Source organism: Pseudoduganella aquatica, assembly GCF_009857595.1.
Taxonomy (GTDB): domain Bacteria; phylum Pseudomonadota; class Gammaproteobacteria; order Burkholderiales; family Burkholderiaceae_D; genus Rugamonas; species Rugamonas aquatica_A.
Genome location: NZ_WWCU01000013.1, coordinates 136,498 through 153,195, shown reverse-complemented (window position 1 = coordinate 153,195; position 16,698 = coordinate 136,498). Strand labels below are relative to the sequence as shown.

The window sequence follows — 16,698 nt, the reverse complement described above, 5'->3', positions numbered from 1 at the left end:
CCCCGCGTCCGCCGCGCACGGAGTCCGATGGCGGCGAGCGTGGCGGCCGCGGCCAGCGCGCGCGCCTGACGCCGGAGGAAGTGGCCGCGCGCGAGGCGGAGGCGGCGTTCCGCAATCCCATCCCGCCGATCACCTTCCCCGAAGACCTGCCTGTCTCCGGCCGCCGCGAGGAAATCGCCGAGGCGCTGATGAAGCACCAGGTCATTATCGTGTCCGGCGAAACCGGCTCGGGCAAGACCACCCAGCTGCCGAAGATCTGCCTGGAACTGGGGCGCGGGCGCAAGGGCCTGATCGGCCACACGCAGCCGCGCCGTATCGCCGCCTCGTCCACCGCCAAGCGCATCGCGCAGGAACTGGGCACGCCGCTGGGCGAGAACGTCGGCTTCAAGGTGCGCTTTGCCGACACGCTGATGCGCGGCGCCTGCGTCAAGCTGATGACGGACGGTATCCTGCTGGCCGAAACCCAGACCGACCCGCTGCTCAAGGGCTACGACACCATCATCATCGACGAGGCCCACGAGCGCAGCCTGAACATCGATTTCCTGCTTGGCTACCTGAAGCAGCTGCTGCCGCGCCGCCCGGACCTGAAGATCATCATCACCTCGGCGACCATCGACGCGGACCGATTCTCGCGCCACTTCGGCACACCGGAGAAGCCCGCGCCGGTGATCGAAGTTTCCGGCCGCCTGTACGCGGTGGAAGTGCGCTACCGCCCGGTGGAGCGCGACCAGGTGGCGATGGGCGGCGCCAACGCAGCCAACCCTTCGCCGCAACAGGGCAAGGCCGCCGCCGCGCGCGAAAAGCGCGACCTGATGGACGCCGTGGTCGACGGCGTGGACGAAGTGTGCCGCATCGGCTCCGGCGACGTGCTGGTGTTCCTGCCCGGCGAGCGCGAGATCCGCGACGCTGCGGAAGCGCTGCGCAAGCACCATCCGCCGCACGTGGAGATACTGCCGCTGTTCGCCCGCCTGTCGGTGGAGGAGCAGGAGCGCGTGTTCCGCACCTCTAATGCGCGCCGCATCGTGCTGGCCACCAATGTGGCCGAGACCTCGCTGACCGTGCCCGGCATCCGCTACGTGGTGGATGCCGGCCTGGCGCGCGTGAAGCGCTACAGCTACCGCAACAAGGTGGAGCAGCTGCAGGTTGAGCCGATTGCGCAATCGGCCGCGAACCAGCGCGCCGGCCGCTGCGGCCGCGTGGCCGACGGCGTCTGCGTCCGCCTGTACGACGAGCAGGACTACCTGCAGCGCCCCAAGTTCACCGAACCCGAGATCCTGCGTTCTTCGCTGGCCGCCGTTATCCTGCGCATGAAGTCCCTGCACCTGGCGGACGTGGAAACCTTCCCCTTCATCGAGCCGCCGATGGCGCGCGCGATCGCGGACGGCTACCAGCTGCTGCAGGAGCTGGGCGCGGTCGATGAATACAACCAGCTGACGCCGCTGGGCCGCAAGCTGGCCAAGCTGCCGCTGGACCCGCGTGTGGGCCGCATGATTCTGGCCGCGCACGACAACGCCTCGCTGACCGAAGTGCTGATCGTGGCGTCCGCGCTGTCCGTGCAGGACCCGCGCGACCGTCCGGTGGAGCACCAGCAGGCGGCCGACGAGGCGCACAAGAAGTTCGCCGACGAGAAGTCCGAATTCCTCAGCTACATCAAGATCTGGCGCTGGTTCGAGGGCGCCATCGAGCACAAGAAGACCAACCGCCAGTTGCAGGAAAACTGCCGCAGCAACTTCCTGTCGCAGGTGCGCCTGCGCGAATGGCGCGACGTGCATTCGCAGCTGCTCACCATCGTCAAGGAGCAGGGCTGGCGCATGAACGAGGCGCCCGCCACCTACGAGAACCTGCACCTGGCGCTGCTGACAGGCTTGCTGGGCAATGTGGGCTTCAAGGGCGAGGACGAGCCGGGCGCCGGCTTCCTGGGCGCGCGGGGCATCAAGTTCCATATCTGGCCGGGTTCCAATCTGTTGAAGAAGCCGGGCAAGTGGATCATGGCGGCCGAGCTGGTGGAAACCACCCGCCTGTACGCGCGCTGCGTGGCCAAGATCGAGCCGGAATGGCTGGAGAAGGTGGGCGGCCACCTGCTGAAGAAATCGTGGGGCGAGCCGCGCTGGGAAAAACGCAGCGCGCAAGTGACCGCGTCCGAGCGCGCCACCTTGTACGGCCTGGTGGTGTACAGCCAGCGCCGCATCAACTACGGCGCCTTCAACCCGCAGGAAGCGCGCGAAATCTTTATCCGCGACGCGCTGGTGGGCGGCGACTACGATACGCGCGCGCCGTTCTTCGCCCACAACCACAAGCTGGTGAAGGAGATCGAGAACCTCGAGCACAAGTCGCGCCGCCTGGACGTGCTGGTGGACGATGAACTGATCGCCGCCTTCTACGACAAGCTGATCCCGGCCGACGTGGTGAACGGCGCCGGTTTCGAAAAGTGGCACAAGGAGGCGACTGCCGCCGAACCGAAGCTGCTGTACCTGAACCGCGATGAGCTGATGCGCCACGAGGCGGCCGGCGTAACCACCGACCTGTTCCCGAAAACGATGATGGCGGCAGGCCTGGAAATGGCGCTGACCTATCACTTCGAGCCGGGCAGCGTGCGCGACGGCGTGACGCTGGCGGTGCCGCTGTATGCGCTGAACCAGCTCTCGCGCGAGCGCTGCGAATGGCTGGTGCCGGGCATGCTGAAGGAGAAGGTGCATCTGCTGCTGAAGTCCTTGCCGCAGAAGCTGCGCCGCCATTGCGTGCCGCTGCCGGATTACGCGGCCAAGTTCTGCGAGCGCGTGCACGCAGCGCTGGCTTTCGGGCGCGGCGATCTGATCGACGCCATCATTGCCGACATCCGCAAGGAAATCACGATAGGCGTGCTCACCACGGACTTCAAGCCGGAAACGCTGCCCGCTCACCACTTTATGAATTTCAAGGTGATCGACGAGCATGGCCGCCAGCTGGACATGGGCCGCAACCTGGCTACCTTGCAGGCTGAATACGGCATGCAGGCGCGCCAGAGCTTCCAGAAGATGGCCGAAGCGACCGCACCGTCGGGCACGCAAGTGCGCGCGGGCACGCCTGCATCCGCAGCTCCCGCCGCAGCGCCCAAAGTGGGGCACGGCGGCATCGCGGCCGAACGCGTCACCGCCAAGGGCAATGCGCCGGCCGCTTCCACCGCTCCCGCCGCCCCGGCTGCGCCATCGGCCACCACCGGCATCACCGGCTGGACCTTCGGCGAGCTGCCGGAACTGCTGGAGATCGTGCAGGGCAAGCTGACGCTGATCGGCTTCCCCGCGCTGGTGGACAAGGGCACGCACTGCGACCTGGAAGTGTTCGACGACCCCACCGTGGCGGCGCGCACGCACCGCGTCGGCCTGCGCCGCCTGTTCGCGCTGCAGATGAAGGACCAGATCAAGTTCGTGGAAAAGAGCATCCCCAACCTGCAGCAGATGGGCATGCAGTTCATGTCCATGGGCACGCAGGAGGAGCTGCGCGACCAGATCATCAACAAGGCGCTGGACATCGCCTGCCTGCAGGACCCGCTGCCGACAGACGCGGCCACTTTCGCCAAGCGCAAGGACGAAGGCAAGTCGCGCCTGGTGCTGCTGGTGAACGAGGTGGCGCGCCTGCTGTCGCAGGTGCTGACCGAATTCCATGGCCTGCCCAAGCGGCTGCAAGGCATCAACGCGCAGGTGGCGGCGGACATGCAGGCGCAGTTGCAAGGCCTGGTGCACAAGCGCTTCCTGCTGGAGAGCGACTACGCGCAGCTGGCGCACTTCCCGCGCTATCTGAAGGCGATGAATGTGCGGCTGGAGAAGCTGCGCGCCGATCCCGCGCGCGACGCCAAGCTGATGGCCGAGTGGCAGAGCGCCGCCGCGCCGTATCAGCGCCTGATGCGCGACAAGACCGCAGGCCGCAACACCGACCCCAAGCTGGTGGAGTTCCGGTGGATGCTGGAGGAGCTGCGCGTGTCGCTGTATGCGCAGGAGCTGCGCACGCCGATGCCGGTGTCGGCCAAGCGCTTGCAGAAGGTGTGGGAGTCCATGCAGCGCTAAGGCGCCGGCATGGTGTAGGGTGCGCGGCAGGGGAGCCAACGCAGTCCCACCTGCCGGCCCCCCTGTTTTCCCCGCGCATGGCGGTTACTGCTGCATTCGGTACAAAAGTTTAATCTGCGATCCCGTGCGCTGGCGCACCGATGGGAGCTTGCTGCCCCGGTATATTGCACTGCAACATACTGAACAGGAGTGTCGCATGACCAAGCCCATCTTTGGCGCACGATTGCTGCGCAGCATTACCCGTGCAGGCAAGTCGCAGCAGAAGTTGATGACGCAATTGTTCGGCGTGCCCGCCGTGAAGGCGAAGCCGAAAGCCAAGACGGTGAAGGCGGCCAAGCTCGCCAAGCCGGGGCTCAAACTCGCCGCGAAGCCTGCCGCCAAACCGGCGTCCAAGGCCAAGGCCGCGGGCGCCGCGCGCCGGTCCATCTCCGCGCCGGACGGCATGCCGATCCGCCAGCACGCGCGGCCGGATGTGGCTGTGCTGCCGGGCCGCTGGCTCGCGTCGCACTACGCCGCCATGCCGCAGCCTGGCCAGGCGCCGGGCCACGCCATGAGCTACTGGCTCTACCTCCCCCAGTACGTGCCCGACGCCGCCGCGCGCCACGGCCTGCCGCTGATCGTCATGCTGCACGGATGCCATCAGAGCGCCACCCAGTTCGCGCAAGGCACGCGCATGAACCGCCTGGCCGAGCAGAAGGGCTACGCCGTGCTGTATCCGCAGCAGGCGGCCAGCACACAGGCGCACCGCTGCTGGCGCTGGTATGACAAGAGTACGCAGGAGGGCGGCGGCGATACCGCGCTGATCGCCGCCGTGATAGCCAGGGTTTGCAGCGACTACGCCATCGACCGCAAGCGCATTTACGTCTGCGGCATTTCGGCCGGCGCCGGCATGGCCAACATCCTGGCGCTGAACCATCCGGAACTGGTGGCCGCGGTGGGCCTGCATTCGGGGCCGGCTTACGGCGGCGGGCATAGCACCGTCGGCGCGCTGACCGTGATGCAGCACGGCGCCGGGCTGCAAGCGTCCGCCGCCATTCGGCAGGTGCTGCGGCAGCGGCCCGGCTTCCCCGTCATGCCCACCATCCTGATCCACGGCGAAGGCGACAAGGTGGTGCGGCCCATCAACCAGGCGCAGCTGGTGCAGCAAAGCCTGCTGTTGAACCGGCTGCCTGCGGGGACCGAAGTGACGGTGGTGGAGCGCGCGCGGCGCGGGCTGACGCGTAACGCGCATGAGATACGCGACTACAGCGCAAAGGGAAAAGTGCTGCTGCGCGTGGCGCGCATCGCGGACCTGGAGCACGCATGGAGCGGCGGCGACCCGGCGCTGTCCTTTAACGCCAAGGCCGGCCCGGACGCCAGCAAGATGATGCTGGACTTCTTCGCCAAGCACCGGCGCATTATTGCGTGAACGCGCCGGCGCGGCTTACTCCGGCGCCGGTTCGGGGCTGTCGCCGTGATCGGCGGCCGGGCTGTTCGTGCCGGCGCCTTCGCCCTTGAGCTTCACGCCCCGGCGCGCCAGCCCTTCGCGCAGCAGGAACTCGATTTCCGCGTTCACGCTGCGCAGGTCGCGCGCAGCCAGGCGCTGGATTTCCTCCCACAGCGCGGGGTCTATCCTGAGCGGATAGGCTTTTTTACCTGGGCTTGCCATGCTGTTCCGCCGCTAGTTATACAGCGTGCCCGTGTTGATAATCGGCTGGGTCTCCTTGTCCGAGCACAGCACCACGAGCAGGTTGCTCACCATGGCCGCCTTGCGTTCGGCATCCAGCTCCACGATGTCGCGTTCCGCCAGGCCTTTCAGCGCGGCCTCCACCATGGTCACGGCGCCGTGCACGATCTTGGAGCGGGCGCTGATGATGGCGTCGGCTTGCTGGCGGCGCAGCATCACTTGCGCGATTTCGGCGGCGTAGGCCAGGTGGGTCAGCTTGGCGTCCAGCGTTTCCACGCCGGCCGCGTCGAAGCGCGCTTGCAGTTCCACTTTCAGCGCATTGGCCACCACGTCCATGCCGGCGCGCAGCGTGGTTTCGCCCTCGGCCAGGTCTTCGCCTTCATCGTAGGCGTATTGCGAGGCCAGGTGGCGCAGCGCGGCTTCCGCCTGCACCGACACGTAGCGCTCGAAATCGTCCACTTCAAACACGGCCTGGGCGGTGTCGCGCACGCGCCAGACGATGGCGGCGCTGATCTCCACCGGGTTGCCGCGCTTGTCGTTGACCTTCAGGGTAGGGCAGTTGAAGTTGCGCGCGCGGACCGACAGCTTGCGCTTGCCGTAGAACGGCAGCGCCCAGCGCAGGCCTTCGTTGCGGTCGGTGCCCAGGTACTTGCCGAACAGCGTGATGATGGCGCTCTCGTTCGGCTGCAGCATGTACAGCCCGGCGAAGGAGGCCAGTCCGAGCACGGCAGCGAGGATGCAAATCAGCGGATGGATGCCGCTGCGTATGCCCAGCCCGGCCAAAGCAAGTAGCGCAATGGCGCCTACCGCCGCCGTATAACCGCTGACCGAGGAAAACGCCGTTTCGCGGCGGATATGTGCTGCATTCATGCTGGACTCCCTCTTGGTTGTGACATCAAAGTGATATCACTTTAGGATCACTTCGAGTTGGAGTCAAGAAATTTATCAAAAAAATATTAGGGCAGGAAGCCACAGCCTGCCGTGCTTGCTGCGTTCCATCCAGGGAGACGCATGTTGTCTACAGGAAAAAGGCTGCGGCGGCTACGGCGGTGGGCGGCAGGGCGCCCAGCAGCAGGCCGAGTGCGCCGATGGACTCGTCCTGGAAGCCGCGCCGCAGCAGCGACACGCCGGCCGGGTTGGGCGCGTTGGCGATCACCGTCAGGCCGCCGCCGGCCACCGCGCCGGCCACCAGCATGTATTGCGCTTGCGGCGCCATGCCTTCGATCAGCGAGCCGAGGTAGGTGAGGGCGGCGTTGTCGGTGATGGCGGTCAGGCCCAGCGCGCCGAAGAACAGCGCCACCGGCGCCAGGCTGGAGACGATGGGCTGCAGCCACCATTGCTGCATGCCGCCCAGCACCACCAGCCCGGCCAGGAAGAAGCCCACCAGCAGGCCCTCCTTCAGGATCAGCGGCTGCTGGTAGCGCTGGTAGGCTTGCGTGAAGCCCAGGAACAGCAGGAACAGGCCGAGGAACATCACCGGATGGTGCGCCAGCAGCACCACGGCCGCCAGGAAGGCCAGGTGGATCAGCGACACCAGCAGCGGCACCTGCACGGGGCCGCCCTCGGCCGGCGCGCCTTCCGCAGGCTGTAAATGGCGTTTGAGCATGAAGCAGACGGCGGTGGCGTTGGCCAGCACCGCCAGCGTGGCTTTCCAGCCGAACTGGCTGGCCATGAAGGCGCTGTCCCAGCCCCAGGTGGCGGCCACCATCAGCACCGGCGGCGCGGCGTAGGAGGTGAGCGTGCCGCCTATGGAGACGTTGACGAACAGTACGCCCAGCGCCGCGTACTTCAGCCGCTCGGGCATGCCGGCGCGGAAGACCAGCGGCGCCAGCGTCAGCGCAGCCAAGGTCATGGCGGCCGGTTCGGTGATCAGCGAGCCGGCCAGCGGCACCAGCGCCAGGCCCAGCCAGGCCAGCGCAAGTTCCGTGCGCATGGGCGCCAGCCGCGCCAGCGCCTGCAAGGCGCGCTGCACCGCGTTCAGCACCGGCCATGAGGCGGCCACCACCATCACCACGAACACGAACAGCGGCTCGGTGTACTGGCGCGATTCGGCGTAGGCGATAGCGTTCTGGCCGCCTGCCGCAAGGGCAATGGCCACGATCAGGATGGCGGCCCAGAAGCCGAACACCACTTCCACTTCGCCCAGCAGGTGCAGCAGCCCCGCGTGGCGCGGGTGGCGGTGGGCCAGCTTTTCGAAGGATTTGGCGGCGAAGGTGTGCACCAGCGCCAGTCCGAACAGGATGGCGCCGATGAGCTCGATGGTGGTCATAAATGTCCATAAAGAATGGTGGCAATGGCCATCTTACAGCATGCGCAAGCTTTCTCCTGGGCACATACCGCAAGTAGTCCTTGCTAAAACCGGGAGTAAATAGTACTGTGTATATGTACAGTATTTTGCATTGAGCGCCATGTCCAACTCCACCGCAGCCGCCGTTATCGCCGCGCCCGAAAGCCTGCATCCGTCCCTGTGGCTGGCTTCGCAGCTGGCGCACGCGGCCACGCGCTGCATGGACACCGGCTACGCGGCGCTGTCGGCGCAGCTGCCGGGTGGCGGCTGGCCGCAAGGCACGCTTACCGAGCTGATGCTGCAGCAAGCGGGCATAGGCGAAATCCGGCTGCTGCGGCCGGCATTGGCGGCGGCCGCGCAACGGCCGGTGGTGCTGCTGGCGCCGCCGCAAATTCCGCAGGGGCTGGCGCTGGCCGCGCTGGGCCTGCCCCCGGAACAGATGGTATGGATACGCGGCACCGGCAAAAGCGGGGACGCGCTGTGGGCGGCCGAACAGGTGCTGCGCAGCGGCTGCTGCGGCGCGCTGCTGCTGTGGCAGCAGCAAATGCGCAGCGAAAGCTTGCGCCGGCTGCATCTGGCGGCGCAAAGCGGCGATACGCTGTTTTTCCTGATGCGTCCGCTGGCGGCGGCGCAGGACGCCTCGCCCGCGCCGCTGCGGCTGGCGCTGCGCCCGGCTCCGGGCGGCATCAGCATCGACTTTATAAAACGCCGGGGACCGCAGCGCGACGCGCCGCTCTTCCTGCCCTTGCCTCCTTCTTTGTTGCAGCGTCATGCGTTTATGGATAAGCCTCTACCTGCCACGGTTACCGCTCGAAGTCTTCTGCCCCAGCTGGTCGGAGGATAAGGGCAGCGTGGTGCTGGAGCAGGACGGCGTGCTGGCGGTGTCGCCGCATGCCCATGCCGCCGGCGTGCGGGTGGGCATGCGGCGCGGCGGCGCGCTGCTGATGGCGCCGGAGGCGCAGTTGCACGAGCGCGCGCCGCTGCGCGAGCGGGAGGCGGCGCACGCGGTGGCGATGGCGCTGCTGCGCTACACGCCGCAGGTGGCGGAGGCCGAGGAGGCCACGCTGCTGATGGATGTGGGCGCCAGCCTGCGCCTGTTCGGCGGCGTGCGCAAGCTGTGCGCGCTGGTGCGCGCCAGCATGCGGGCGCTGGGTTTCACCGCCGTGCTGGGCGCCGCGCCCACCGCGCGCGGCGCCTGGCTGCTGGCGCGCAGCGGGGGCGGACGTTCTTTAACAATCGAGAGCATGGCGCGGCGGCTGGCGCCGCTGCCCAGCAGCTTGCCGCCGCCGGCGCGGCCCTTCCTGAACTGGTTCGAGGGCATGGGCTGTCTTACGCTGGCGGACCTGCGGCGTTTGCCCCGGCCCGGCTTGCAGCGCCGCTGCGGGCGCGCCTTGCTGGACCTGCTGGACGAGGCGCACGGCGAGGCGCCCGAGCTGCATGTGTGGATAGAGGCGCCGCCCACTTTCAGCGCGAAGCTGGAATTGTTCGACCGCGTCGAACATGCGGACGCGCTGCTGCACGGGGCGCAGCGCCTGCTGCAGCAGATGGTGGGTTGGCTGTGCGCGCGCCAGTTCGCGGTCGAGCGCGTGAGGCTGCTGCTCGAGCATGAGCGGGGCAAGGTGGCGCGCGCGCCGACGGCGATCGACATCGCGCTGGGCGAGCCGGTATGGCGCGATGACCATTTGCTGCGCCTGCTTAAGGAGCGCCTGGCCAAGACCGAGCTGGCGGCGCCGGTCATCGGCCTGTGCCTGGAGGCGGCGCAGGTGCGTCCCATGCTGCCGCCAACCGATACACTGTTCCCGGAGCCGGGCGGCAGCAAGGAGGACCGCGAGCGCCTGTTCGAACTGCTGGTGGCACGGCTGGGGGCGGACAATGTGCTGAAGGCGTCGCCGCAGGCGGACTACCGGCCGGAACTGGCCAACGCCTGGGTGCCGGTGCGCGACAAGCTGCGCGCCGCCGAGGCGGCCGCACGCCTGCCGCCGCAAAGCCTGCCGCGCCCGGCCTGGCTGCTGCCCAAGCCGGTTGCGCTGCTGATGCGCGACCACCGGCCGTTCTATACGTCGCCGCTGCGCATGGTGTCGAACGCGGAGCGCATTGAGGCGGGCTGGTGGAGCGAGGGGCAGACGCGCGACTACTTCATCGCCGAGGGCGCCGACCACGCGCACTACTGGGTGTTCCGCGAACGGCTGGGCGCCAGGGAGGGCGAGGCTGAAGCGCGCTGGTATCTGCATGGCTTGTTCGGCTAGACTGCGGGTATTGCCATCTTCCCGGAATCCATCATGCGTGCGGAACGACACGAATTCACCAGCGCCAGCGGCCACCGCCTGGCGGCGCGCCTGGACGCCCCGGACGGCGCGGTCCAGGCTTATGCACTGTTTGCGCATTGTTTTACCTGCGGCAAGGACGTGATCGCGGCCAGCCGCATCGCGCAGGCGCTTACCGCGCACGGCATCGCCGTGCTGCGTTTCGACTTCACCGGCCTGGGCGCCAGCGAGGGCGAATTCGAGAACACCAATTTCTCGTCCAACGTGGCGGACCTGGTGGCGGCGGCCGATTTCCTGCGCGCGCAATTCGCCGCGCCGCGCCTGCTGATCGGCCACAGCCTGGGCGGCGCGGCGGTGCTGGCGGCGGCCGTCAGCGTGCCCGAAGCCAAGGCGGTGGTGACCATCGCCGCGCCCGGCGAGCCGGCCTACGTGACCAATATGTTCAGCGCCCACCTGGAGCAGATCGCCGCCGAGGGCGAGGCGCAGGTGCAGCTGGCGGGGCGGCCGTTCCGAATCAAGCAGCAGTTCGTGGAGGACGTGGGCGGACACAGCCTGCGCGAGCATATCGCGGGACTGCGCAAGGCTTTGCTGGTGATGCACGCGCCGGGGGACGATACGGTGGCGGTGCGCAATGCGATGGATATTTTCATGGCGGCGCGCCATCCGAAAAGCTTTGTTTCGCTGGACGACGCCGACCATCTGCTGACGCGGCGCGAGGACGCCGCTTATGTGGCCAATCTGATCGCGGCCTGGGCCAGCCGCTATCTATAAGGCATTACTCGTCGGAATTACTCGTCGAACTCGGACGTCAGGTCTTTAAAGCCCTTGCGCACGGCGAAGGGCAGGAATTCGTCCGGCGTGTCGAGTACGATCAGTTTCTTTTCCTGGATCACCGGATCGCCCGGCACCATGTCCGGACCGGTGTAGCCCAGGCTGCGCAGGCGGGCGCTGATCTCGGCGATCAGTTTCTTGTCCTTGTGCAAGCCGTCGGACGCTGGCGCGGCCAGGTCCACATACAGGTCGATGACGCCATAGCCCTCGTCGAAAATGCGGATGGCTTTGATGTCGATAGCGCGGCCGGCGCCGTCGGTGGCCTTGAACGGGCCGCTGAGCTGGATATCGGTGTCTTGGTTCATGCCCGCAGCATACACCAAAATCAGGTCGCGATGCGGTCGCGGCCCAGGTGTTTGGCGCGGTACAGGGCCTGGTCGGCCAGCAGGTAGAGCTGGTCCAGCCCCAGTTCGGCGCCGGCCGCCAGGAAGGCTGCACCCATCGACAGGGTGACCAGCAGGCCGGGCGGATTGTCGCGGTGGGGGATGGCGTGCGCCGCCATTGCGGTGCGGATCTCGGCGGCCAGCGCCAGGCTTTCTTCGGTGCCGCTGCTGGTGTACAGGCAGGCGAATTCGTCGCCGCCGATGCGGAAGCACAGGTCGCCCGCGCGGTGCAGCGCCGCGCGCATGCTGTGCGCCACGGCTTGCAGCACCGCGTCGCCGGCCGGGTGGCCGTAGTGGTCGTTGTACTGCTTGAAGCGGTCCACGTCCAGCAGCAGCAGGGTCAGCAGGCGGCCGTCGCGGCGCGCGCGCTTTTGCTCCTCGTTGAAGCGCATATTGAAGTAGCGCCGGTTCTTCAGCCCGGTCAATTCGTCGGTCACGCTGCTGTCCTCGGCGGCGCGCGCCTGCGTGATGTCGGTGGAGACGGCGCAGGTGGCGTTGACCTGGCCATGCTCGTCATACAGTGGGAATTTCACCGTCATATAGGTGTGCAGTGTCTTGTCGCGGTGGTGCACCGCTTCCTCCTCCAGCACGGCGCGCTGTTCGAGCGCGGCGCGGCGGTCGTTGCGCCACAGCTGCTCGGCGATCTCGGGCGGGAACAGCTCGAAGACGCTGCGGCCGACGAAGTTGGCGGCGTCATAGCCGTCGAGCACGTCGAAATGCCGGTTGGCCATGGTGATGCGGCCCTCCAGGTCCTTGGTGGAAATGAGCAGCGGCGCGTTGTCGAGCAGGGAGTTGAAGACGCGGTTATGGCCGTGCAATACGGCCAGCTCCCGGCGCAGGCGGGCGATTTCTTCCAGCAGGGCAGGGACGTTGGCGGCTTCGTCCATGAAAGCTTTCCAGGCTATCGAGAGACAGCCAGTATAACCGCAGTCCGGGACGGCGCGTGCTGTCCCGGACAATCCGCCGGTGGGCTTATTTCAGCGGCGAGAGGATGGTTTGCAGGCGGTCCGGCGTGCCGGGGATGCGTTCCAGGCGCGGGTACTTCAGGCCGTCGTGGTAGTCGAGCAGGATGGTGCGGTATTTCGCGCCCTTCTTGACCAGCAGTTCGATCGGTTTGTCCGCCTTGCCGCCGGTTTTGGCGGCGGTGACGGCGGCGCGCAGCACGTCGGCCTTGTAGGCGGTGCCGTTGACGGCCAGCACCGTGGTGCCGCCGCCGATGCCGGCCTTGAAGCCCAGGCCTTCCCATTGCAGCGCTTCCACCTTGCCTTCGCTGTTCAGCGAGAAGCCCAGCGAGTACTGGAAGTCGGCCGACTTGCTGCGCTCCTCCACCGCCTTCAGGTAGGGCGTGGGGGTGTCGGTGTAGACCAGCTTCCAGCCGGCGCGCGCGTAGCCGTCCAGCGGCGCGGCGCCGGTGCCGTCCAGGCGGGTGCGCAGGAAGGCGGCCCAGTCGTGCGGCTGGATGGCGTTGAGCGCCTTGACCACGTCCTCGAAGGTGTAGTGGTTGGCCACGTAGGCGCCGTTGTCGATGCCGAAGAAGTTGCGCGCGAAGTTGTCCAGCGACTTGGTGTCGTTCGACATTTCGCGGATCTTGGTGTCCACGTCCAGCCAGATCAGGGCGCCTTCGTTGTAGTAGTCCTCGCTGCGCTGCCAGTTGGTCCAGCCCAGCGGGCGGCGGCCGTTGATGATGGGGTCGTTGGTGGTGTCCTGCACCGGGCGCCAGCTGCGGCCCTGCATGTGGTCGTAGCGGGCCGCGTTGGCGGCCATGATGTCGCGCACGCTTTCCATCTTCTGGATGCCCGAGCGCGCCGACAGCACCTGGCCCCAGTACTGGGTCTGGCCTTCGTACACCCACAGCAGGCTGTTCTGCAGCGGGGTGTTGAAGTTGGGCACGTTCTGGTCGGCCGGGCGGCGGAACTTGCCGTTCCAAGAGTGCGTGAATTCATGCGGCAGCAGGCCGCGCACGGACTCGGCCTTGTTCCATTCGGTGAAGTAGTCGAGCTTCACGCCGTTTTCGCTGGACTGGTGGTGCTCGCGTCCCACGCCGCCGAATTCCTCGCTCAGGGCCAGCAGGAAATCGTAGTGCTGGTAGTGCTGCGAGTTGAACAGCTTGTAGGCCTGCTGCACCATGGCGCGGTGCAGTTCGATCTGCTCCGGCTTGGCCTCCACCGCTTCGGCCGTGTCTGCCACCACGTTCAGGTGCACCGGGATTTTCGCGCCGGGGTCGAGGTCGTAGCGCTTGAAGTAGCGGCCCGCGAACAGCGGCGAGTCGACCATGGTCTCCAGGTCCAGCGCCTTGAACTGCACGGTGTCGCCCTGGCGTTCGGCGGTCTCGAGCGCGCTGCCGTACTGCCAGCCTTCCGGCAGCGTCAGGCTGGGCTGCACGGTGATGCGGCGCGTGCTGTGGCCGGCCGGGTACAGCACCATGGAATGCCACTGGATGCCCAGGATCTCGCTGGTGATGGTGGTGCGGCCCTGGTTGGCTTCGGTGGGCGACAGGTACTGGTATTCCACCTCCACCGCCTTGGCGTCGCGCGGCACTTCCAGGTGGAAGGCGTGCACGTTGACGGTGTCGCGCTTCCAGGCCAGCGGCTTGCCGTTGGCGCTGAACTTCAGGCCGGCCAGCTGGTTGAGCGGACCGCTGGGGCCATGGTTGGCCGGCACCCATTGTGGGTACAGCAGGGTCAGCTTGCCGGGCTTGGCCGGGATGGTTTCGCTGATGCGGAAAATCTGCTGGGCGGTATTGGACGCGTCCACCTTCAGCACGATGGTGCCGGGGTAGGGCTGGTCGACCGGGGCAGGGATGGTATCGGCCTGGGCGGTCAGGGCGGCGCTGAGCAGCAGGGCCAGCAGGGTTTTGCGCATAACAGTCATGGAGCGGAAAGGAGAGGACTAAAGGAGCCGAGTGTAGCACGCAGGAAACACGGCTTTATTTCAAACTGTTTCTCGCAAAGCGTCGAAAAAATTTTTGAAAAAGAGCCCTTGAAAGGGGAGGCCGGCAGCCGTATATCGGATGCACCGGTGGCCCAGAAGGGGACCGGAAGACCATATCGCTTAACTTGAAAAGGATATCATCATGCGTACTTTTGACCTGGCACCACTGTATCGTTCCGCTATCGGCTTTGACCGCCTGGCCCAGCTGCTGAACGACGCCCAGCGCGGCGACGCCCAGCCCAGCTACCCGCCGTACAACATCGAACTGGTCTCCGAAGACCAGTACCGGATTGTGATGGCGCTGGCCGGCTTCAACCGCAGCGAGATCGACATCACCAGCGAGCGCGACAGCCTGCACATCGTGGGCCGCAAGCAGCGCGACGGCGTCGAGCGCACCTATCTGCACCGCGGCATTGCGGCGCGTGATTTCGAGCAGCGCTTCCAGCTGGCCAACCACGTGAAAGTGACCGGCGCCGCCTTCGACAACGGCATGCTCACCATCGAACTGGTGCGCGAAGTGCCGGAAGCGCTGAAGCCGCGCAAAATCGTCATCGACGGCACGGAAAACGTGACCGCGCTGGAGCAGCGCCAAGCCGCTTAAGCTGCCTGCGGTAAAGCTGTAACGAGGTAGTACACACTGGCCGGGCAATCCGGCCAGTTGCACGTCCGGCGTGCAGCTGTAACCGTAAGTAACGGTTTGGAATATTAAGCGGCGCCTAAGTCTCATCCCCCATATTGGCTACATCGGTAAGCCCCGCGATCAACCATTTATCAGGAGTGCAGACATGCAAAACCAACCTGTTTCCGTCACCATGAAACGTGGCGTAGCTGCCCTGGCCGTACTTGGCGCTCTCGGTGCCGGCGGTGCCGTGGTGGTGCAGCAAAATAGCGCCGGCGCCGCTGCCAGCTCGCCCGCCGCGCCCGCGCCCGCCCAGGCCGCCGCGCCGGTGGCCGCGCCCATGATCTCCATGCCCGACTTCAGCGTCATCGCTGAACGCAACGGCCCGGCCGTGGTCAATATCAGCGTCACCGGCAGCACCAAGACCGCCTTCGACGGCGCGCAGGGCCGTGGCCGCGATCCTTTCGGCGACGATCCCTTCTTCGAATTCTTCCGCCGCTTCCAGCAGCAGCCCGGCCAGCAGCGCGGTGAACGTTCGGTGCCCACCCACGGCGTCGGCTCCGGCTTCATCATCAGCCCCGACGGCCTGATCCTGACCAATGCCCACGTGGTGCGCGACGCCAGCGAAGTGACGGTGAAAATGACCGACCGCCGCGAATACCGCGCCAAGGTGCTGGGCTCGGACCCGAAAACCGACGTGGCGGTGCTGAAAATTGAAGGTAAGAACCTGCCGGTGGTGCCGCTGGGCCGCACCAAGGACCTGAAAGTGGGCGAGTGGGTGCTGGCCATCGGCTCGCCATACGGCCTGGAAAGCACGGTCACGGCCGGCGTGGTCAGCGCCAAGGGCCGCTCGCTCGGTCCCGAGGACAGCTATGTGCCCTTCATCCAGACCGACGTGGCGGTCAATCCCGGCAACTCGGGCGGCCCGCTGTTCAACACGCGCGGCGAGGTGATCGGCATTAACTCGCAGATCTACAGCCAGACCGGCGGCTACCAGGGCCTGTCGTTCGCGATTCCGATCGACGTGGCCACCAAAATCAAGGACCAGATCGTATCGACCGGCAAGGTGGCGCACGCCAAGCTGGGTGTGACGGTGCAGGAGGTGGACCAGGCCTTCGCCGATTCCTTCAAGCTCGATACGCCGGAAGGCGCGCTGGTGGCCAATGTGGAGCCGGGCGGCCCCGCCGACAAGGCCGGCCTGAAGTCCGGCGACGTGATCCGCAAGATCAACGGCCAGAAGATTATCGCCTCGGGCGACTTGCCGGCCGTGGTGGGCGTGGCCCTGCCGGGTGAGAAAGTGGTGCTGGAAGTGTGGCGCCAGGGCAAGGCCATCGAGCTGAGCGGCAAGCTGGGCAACGCCGCCGACAAGGTCGCCGACGTGGCCCGCGCCGACGACGGCGCCAGCAGCAAGGTCAAGCTGGGCTTGCAGCTGCGTCCGCTGGACCCGGTCGAGAAGCGCCAGTCCGGCATCAATTCCGGCCTGCTGATCGAGGGCGCGGGCGGCGCGGCGGCCTACGCCGGCGTGCAGCCGGGCGACGTGCTGCTGTCGGTGAACGGGCGCGCGGTCAACACCATCGAGCAGGTGCGCGACGTGATGGCCAAGTCCGAGAAGTCGGTGGCCTTGCTGATCCAGCGCGGGGATGAGAAGATCTTCATTCCGGTGCGGATCGGTTAATA

13 protein-coding genes are annotated in these 16,698 nt (G+C 66.8%); 7 read left to right on the top strand and 6 right to left on the bottom strand.

What is annotated here, in order from left to right; all coding sequences use genetic code 11:
* Both hrpA and GTP77_RS13865 read left to right on the top strand, forming a co-directional pair.
* Window positions 1-4,040, top strand: a 4,040-nt coding sequence (hrpA, locus tag GTP77_RS13870; RefSeq protein ID WP_161072741.1) for an ATP-dependent RNA helicase HrpA, incomplete at its 5' end; no start/stop codon positions are given.
* Between the two features lie 196 nt (window positions 4,041-4,236).
* Window positions 4,237-5,448, top strand: a complete 1,212-nt coding sequence (locus GTP77_RS13865; RefSeq protein ID WP_161072740.1) for an extracellular catalytic domain type 1 short-chain-length polyhydroxyalkanoate depolymerase — start codon at window positions 4,237-4,239, stop codon at window positions 5,446-5,448.
* A gap of 15 nt (window positions 5,449-5,463) precedes the next feature.
* Here the strand turns inward: GTP77_RS13865 and GTP77_RS13860 are convergent, their stop codons facing one another.
* The 3 genes from GTP77_RS13860 to GTP77_RS13850 form a co-directional block, all read right to left on the bottom strand.
* On the bottom strand, window positions 5,464-5,688 hold the full coding sequence (locus tag GTP77_RS13860) for a type II toxin-antitoxin system antitoxin (RefSeq protein WP_161072739.1): 225 nt from the start codon (window positions 5,686-5,688) through the stop codon (window positions 5,464-5,466).
* 12 nt (window positions 5,689-5,700) lie between these two features.
* A complete protein-coding gene (locus tag GTP77_RS13855; protein WP_161072738.1) occupies window positions 5,701-6,576 on the bottom strand; it encodes an SPFH domain-containing protein in 876 nt (291 codons plus the stop codon).
* A 148-nt stretch (window positions 6,577-6,724) separates the two neighbouring features.
* A complete protein-coding gene (locus GTP77_RS13850) occupies window positions 6,725-7,975 on the bottom strand; it encodes a putative Na+/H+ antiporter (protein WP_161072737.1) in 1,251 nt (416 codons plus the stop codon).
* A 139-nt stretch (window positions 7,976-8,114) separates the two neighbouring features.
* On the opposite strand from GTP77_RS13850, the gene imuA reads away from it, so the two are divergent.
* The 3 genes from imuA to GTP77_RS13835 are packed head-to-tail and all read left to right on the top strand — an operon-like array spanning window position 8,115 to window position 11,028.
* Entirely contained in the window at window positions 8,115-8,837 is a 723-nt protein-coding gene (gene imuA / locus GTP77_RS13845) for a translesion DNA synthesis-associated protein ImuA (RefSeq protein ID WP_161072736.1), read from the top strand.
* Window positions 8,764-10,239, top strand: coding sequence for a Y-family DNA polymerase (locus GTP77_RS13840; RefSeq protein WP_161072735.1), 1,476 nt, complete (start codon window positions 8,764-8,766; stop codon window positions 10,237-10,239). Before imuA ends, GTP77_RS13840 begins: the two co-directional genes overlap by 74 nt.
* A 33-nt stretch (window positions 10,240-10,272) precedes the next feature.
* On the top strand, window positions 10,273-11,028 hold the full coding sequence (locus GTP77_RS13835; protein ID WP_161072734.1) for an alpha/beta hydrolase family protein: 756 nt from the start codon (window positions 10,273-10,275) through the stop codon (window positions 11,026-11,028).
* Window positions 11,029-11,045: 17 nt separating this feature from the next.
* On the opposite strand, the gene GTP77_RS13830 is transcribed toward GTP77_RS13835, so the two are convergent.
* The 3 genes from GTP77_RS13830 to GTP77_RS13820 all read right to left on the bottom strand — a co-directional run bounded on the left by GTP77_RS13830 (window position 11,046) and on the right by GTP77_RS13820 (window position 14,333).
* Entirely contained in the window at window positions 11,046-11,393 is a 348-nt protein-coding gene (locus GTP77_RS13830) for a hypothetical protein (RefSeq protein ID WP_161072733.1), read from the bottom strand.
* Window positions 11,394-11,413: 20 nt separating this feature from the next.
* A complete protein-coding gene (locus tag GTP77_RS13825; protein WP_161072732.1) occupies window positions 11,414-12,358 on the bottom strand; it encodes a sensor domain-containing diguanylate cyclase in 945 nt (314 codons plus the stop codon).
* Between the two features lie 85 nt (window positions 12,359-12,443).
* Complete coding sequence (locus GTP77_RS13820; RefSeq protein ID WP_229202186.1) at window positions 12,444-14,333, bottom strand: M61 family metallopeptidase; 1,890 nt, start codon at window positions 14,331-14,333, stop codon at window positions 12,444-12,446.
* 211 nt (window positions 14,334-14,544) lie between these two features.
* Here GTP77_RS13820 and GTP77_RS13815 point away from each other — a divergent pair, with 211 nt between their 5' ends.
* Window positions 14,545-15,003, top strand: a complete 459-nt coding sequence (locus GTP77_RS13815) for an Hsp20 family protein (protein ID WP_161072730.1) — start codon at window positions 14,545-14,547, stop codon at window positions 15,001-15,003.
* Between the two features lie 184 nt (window positions 15,004-15,187).
* The gene (locus GTP77_RS13810; protein WP_161072729.1) at window positions 15,188-16,696 is read left to right on the top strand and encodes a Do family serine endopeptidase; all 1,509 of its coding nucleotides are present in this window, start codon (window positions 15,188-15,190) and stop codon (window positions 16,694-16,696) included.
* The last annotated feature ends 2 nt before the right edge of the window (window positions 16,697-16,698 follow it).

Bases quoted from the DNA above. Each gene is read 5' to 3' on its own strand.
- GTP77_RS13865 (WP_161072740.1), top strand. From the start codon at position 4,237: ATGACCAAGCCCATCTTTGGCGCACGATTGCTGCGCAGCATTACCCGT.
- GTP77_RS13860 (WP_161072739.1), bottom strand. From the start codon at position 5,688: ATGGCAAGCCCAGGTAAAAAAGCCTATCCGCTCAGGATAGACCCCGCG.
- GTP77_RS13855 (WP_161072738.1), bottom strand. From the start codon at position 6,576: ATGAATGCAGCACATATCCGCCGCGAAACGGCGTTTTCCTCGGTCAGC.
- GTP77_RS13850 (WP_161072737.1), bottom strand. From the start codon at position 7,975: ATGACCACCATCGAGCTCATCGGCGCCATCCTGTTCGGACTGGCGCTG.
- imuA (WP_161072736.1), top strand. From the start codon at position 8,115: ATGTCCAACTCCACCGCAGCCGCCGTTATCGCCGCGCCCGAAAGCCTG.
- GTP77_RS13840 (WP_161072735.1), top strand. From the start codon at position 8,764: ATGCGTTTATGGATAAGCCTCTACCTGCCACGGTTACCGCTCGAAGTC.
- GTP77_RS13835 (WP_161072734.1), top strand. From the start codon at position 10,273: ATGCGTGCGGAACGACACGAATTCACCAGCGCCAGCGGCCACCGCCTG.
- GTP77_RS13830 (WP_161072733.1), bottom strand. From the start codon at position 11,393: ATGAACCAAGACACCGATATCCAGCTCAGCGGCCCGTTCAAGGCCACC.
- GTP77_RS13825 (WP_161072732.1), bottom strand. From the start codon at position 12,358: ATGGACGAAGCCGCCAACGTCCCTGCCCTGCTGGAAGAAATCGCCCGC.
- GTP77_RS13820 (WP_229202186.1), bottom strand. From the start codon at position 14,333: ATGCGCAAAACCCTGCTGGCCCTGCTGCTCAGCGCCGCCCTGACCGCC.
- GTP77_RS13815 (WP_161072730.1), top strand. From the start codon at position 14,545: ATGCGTACTTTTGACCTGGCACCACTGTATCGTTCCGCTATCGGCTTT.
- GTP77_RS13810 (WP_161072729.1), top strand. From the start codon at position 15,188: ATGCAAAACCAACCTGTTTCCGTCACCATGAAACGTGGCGTAGCTGCC.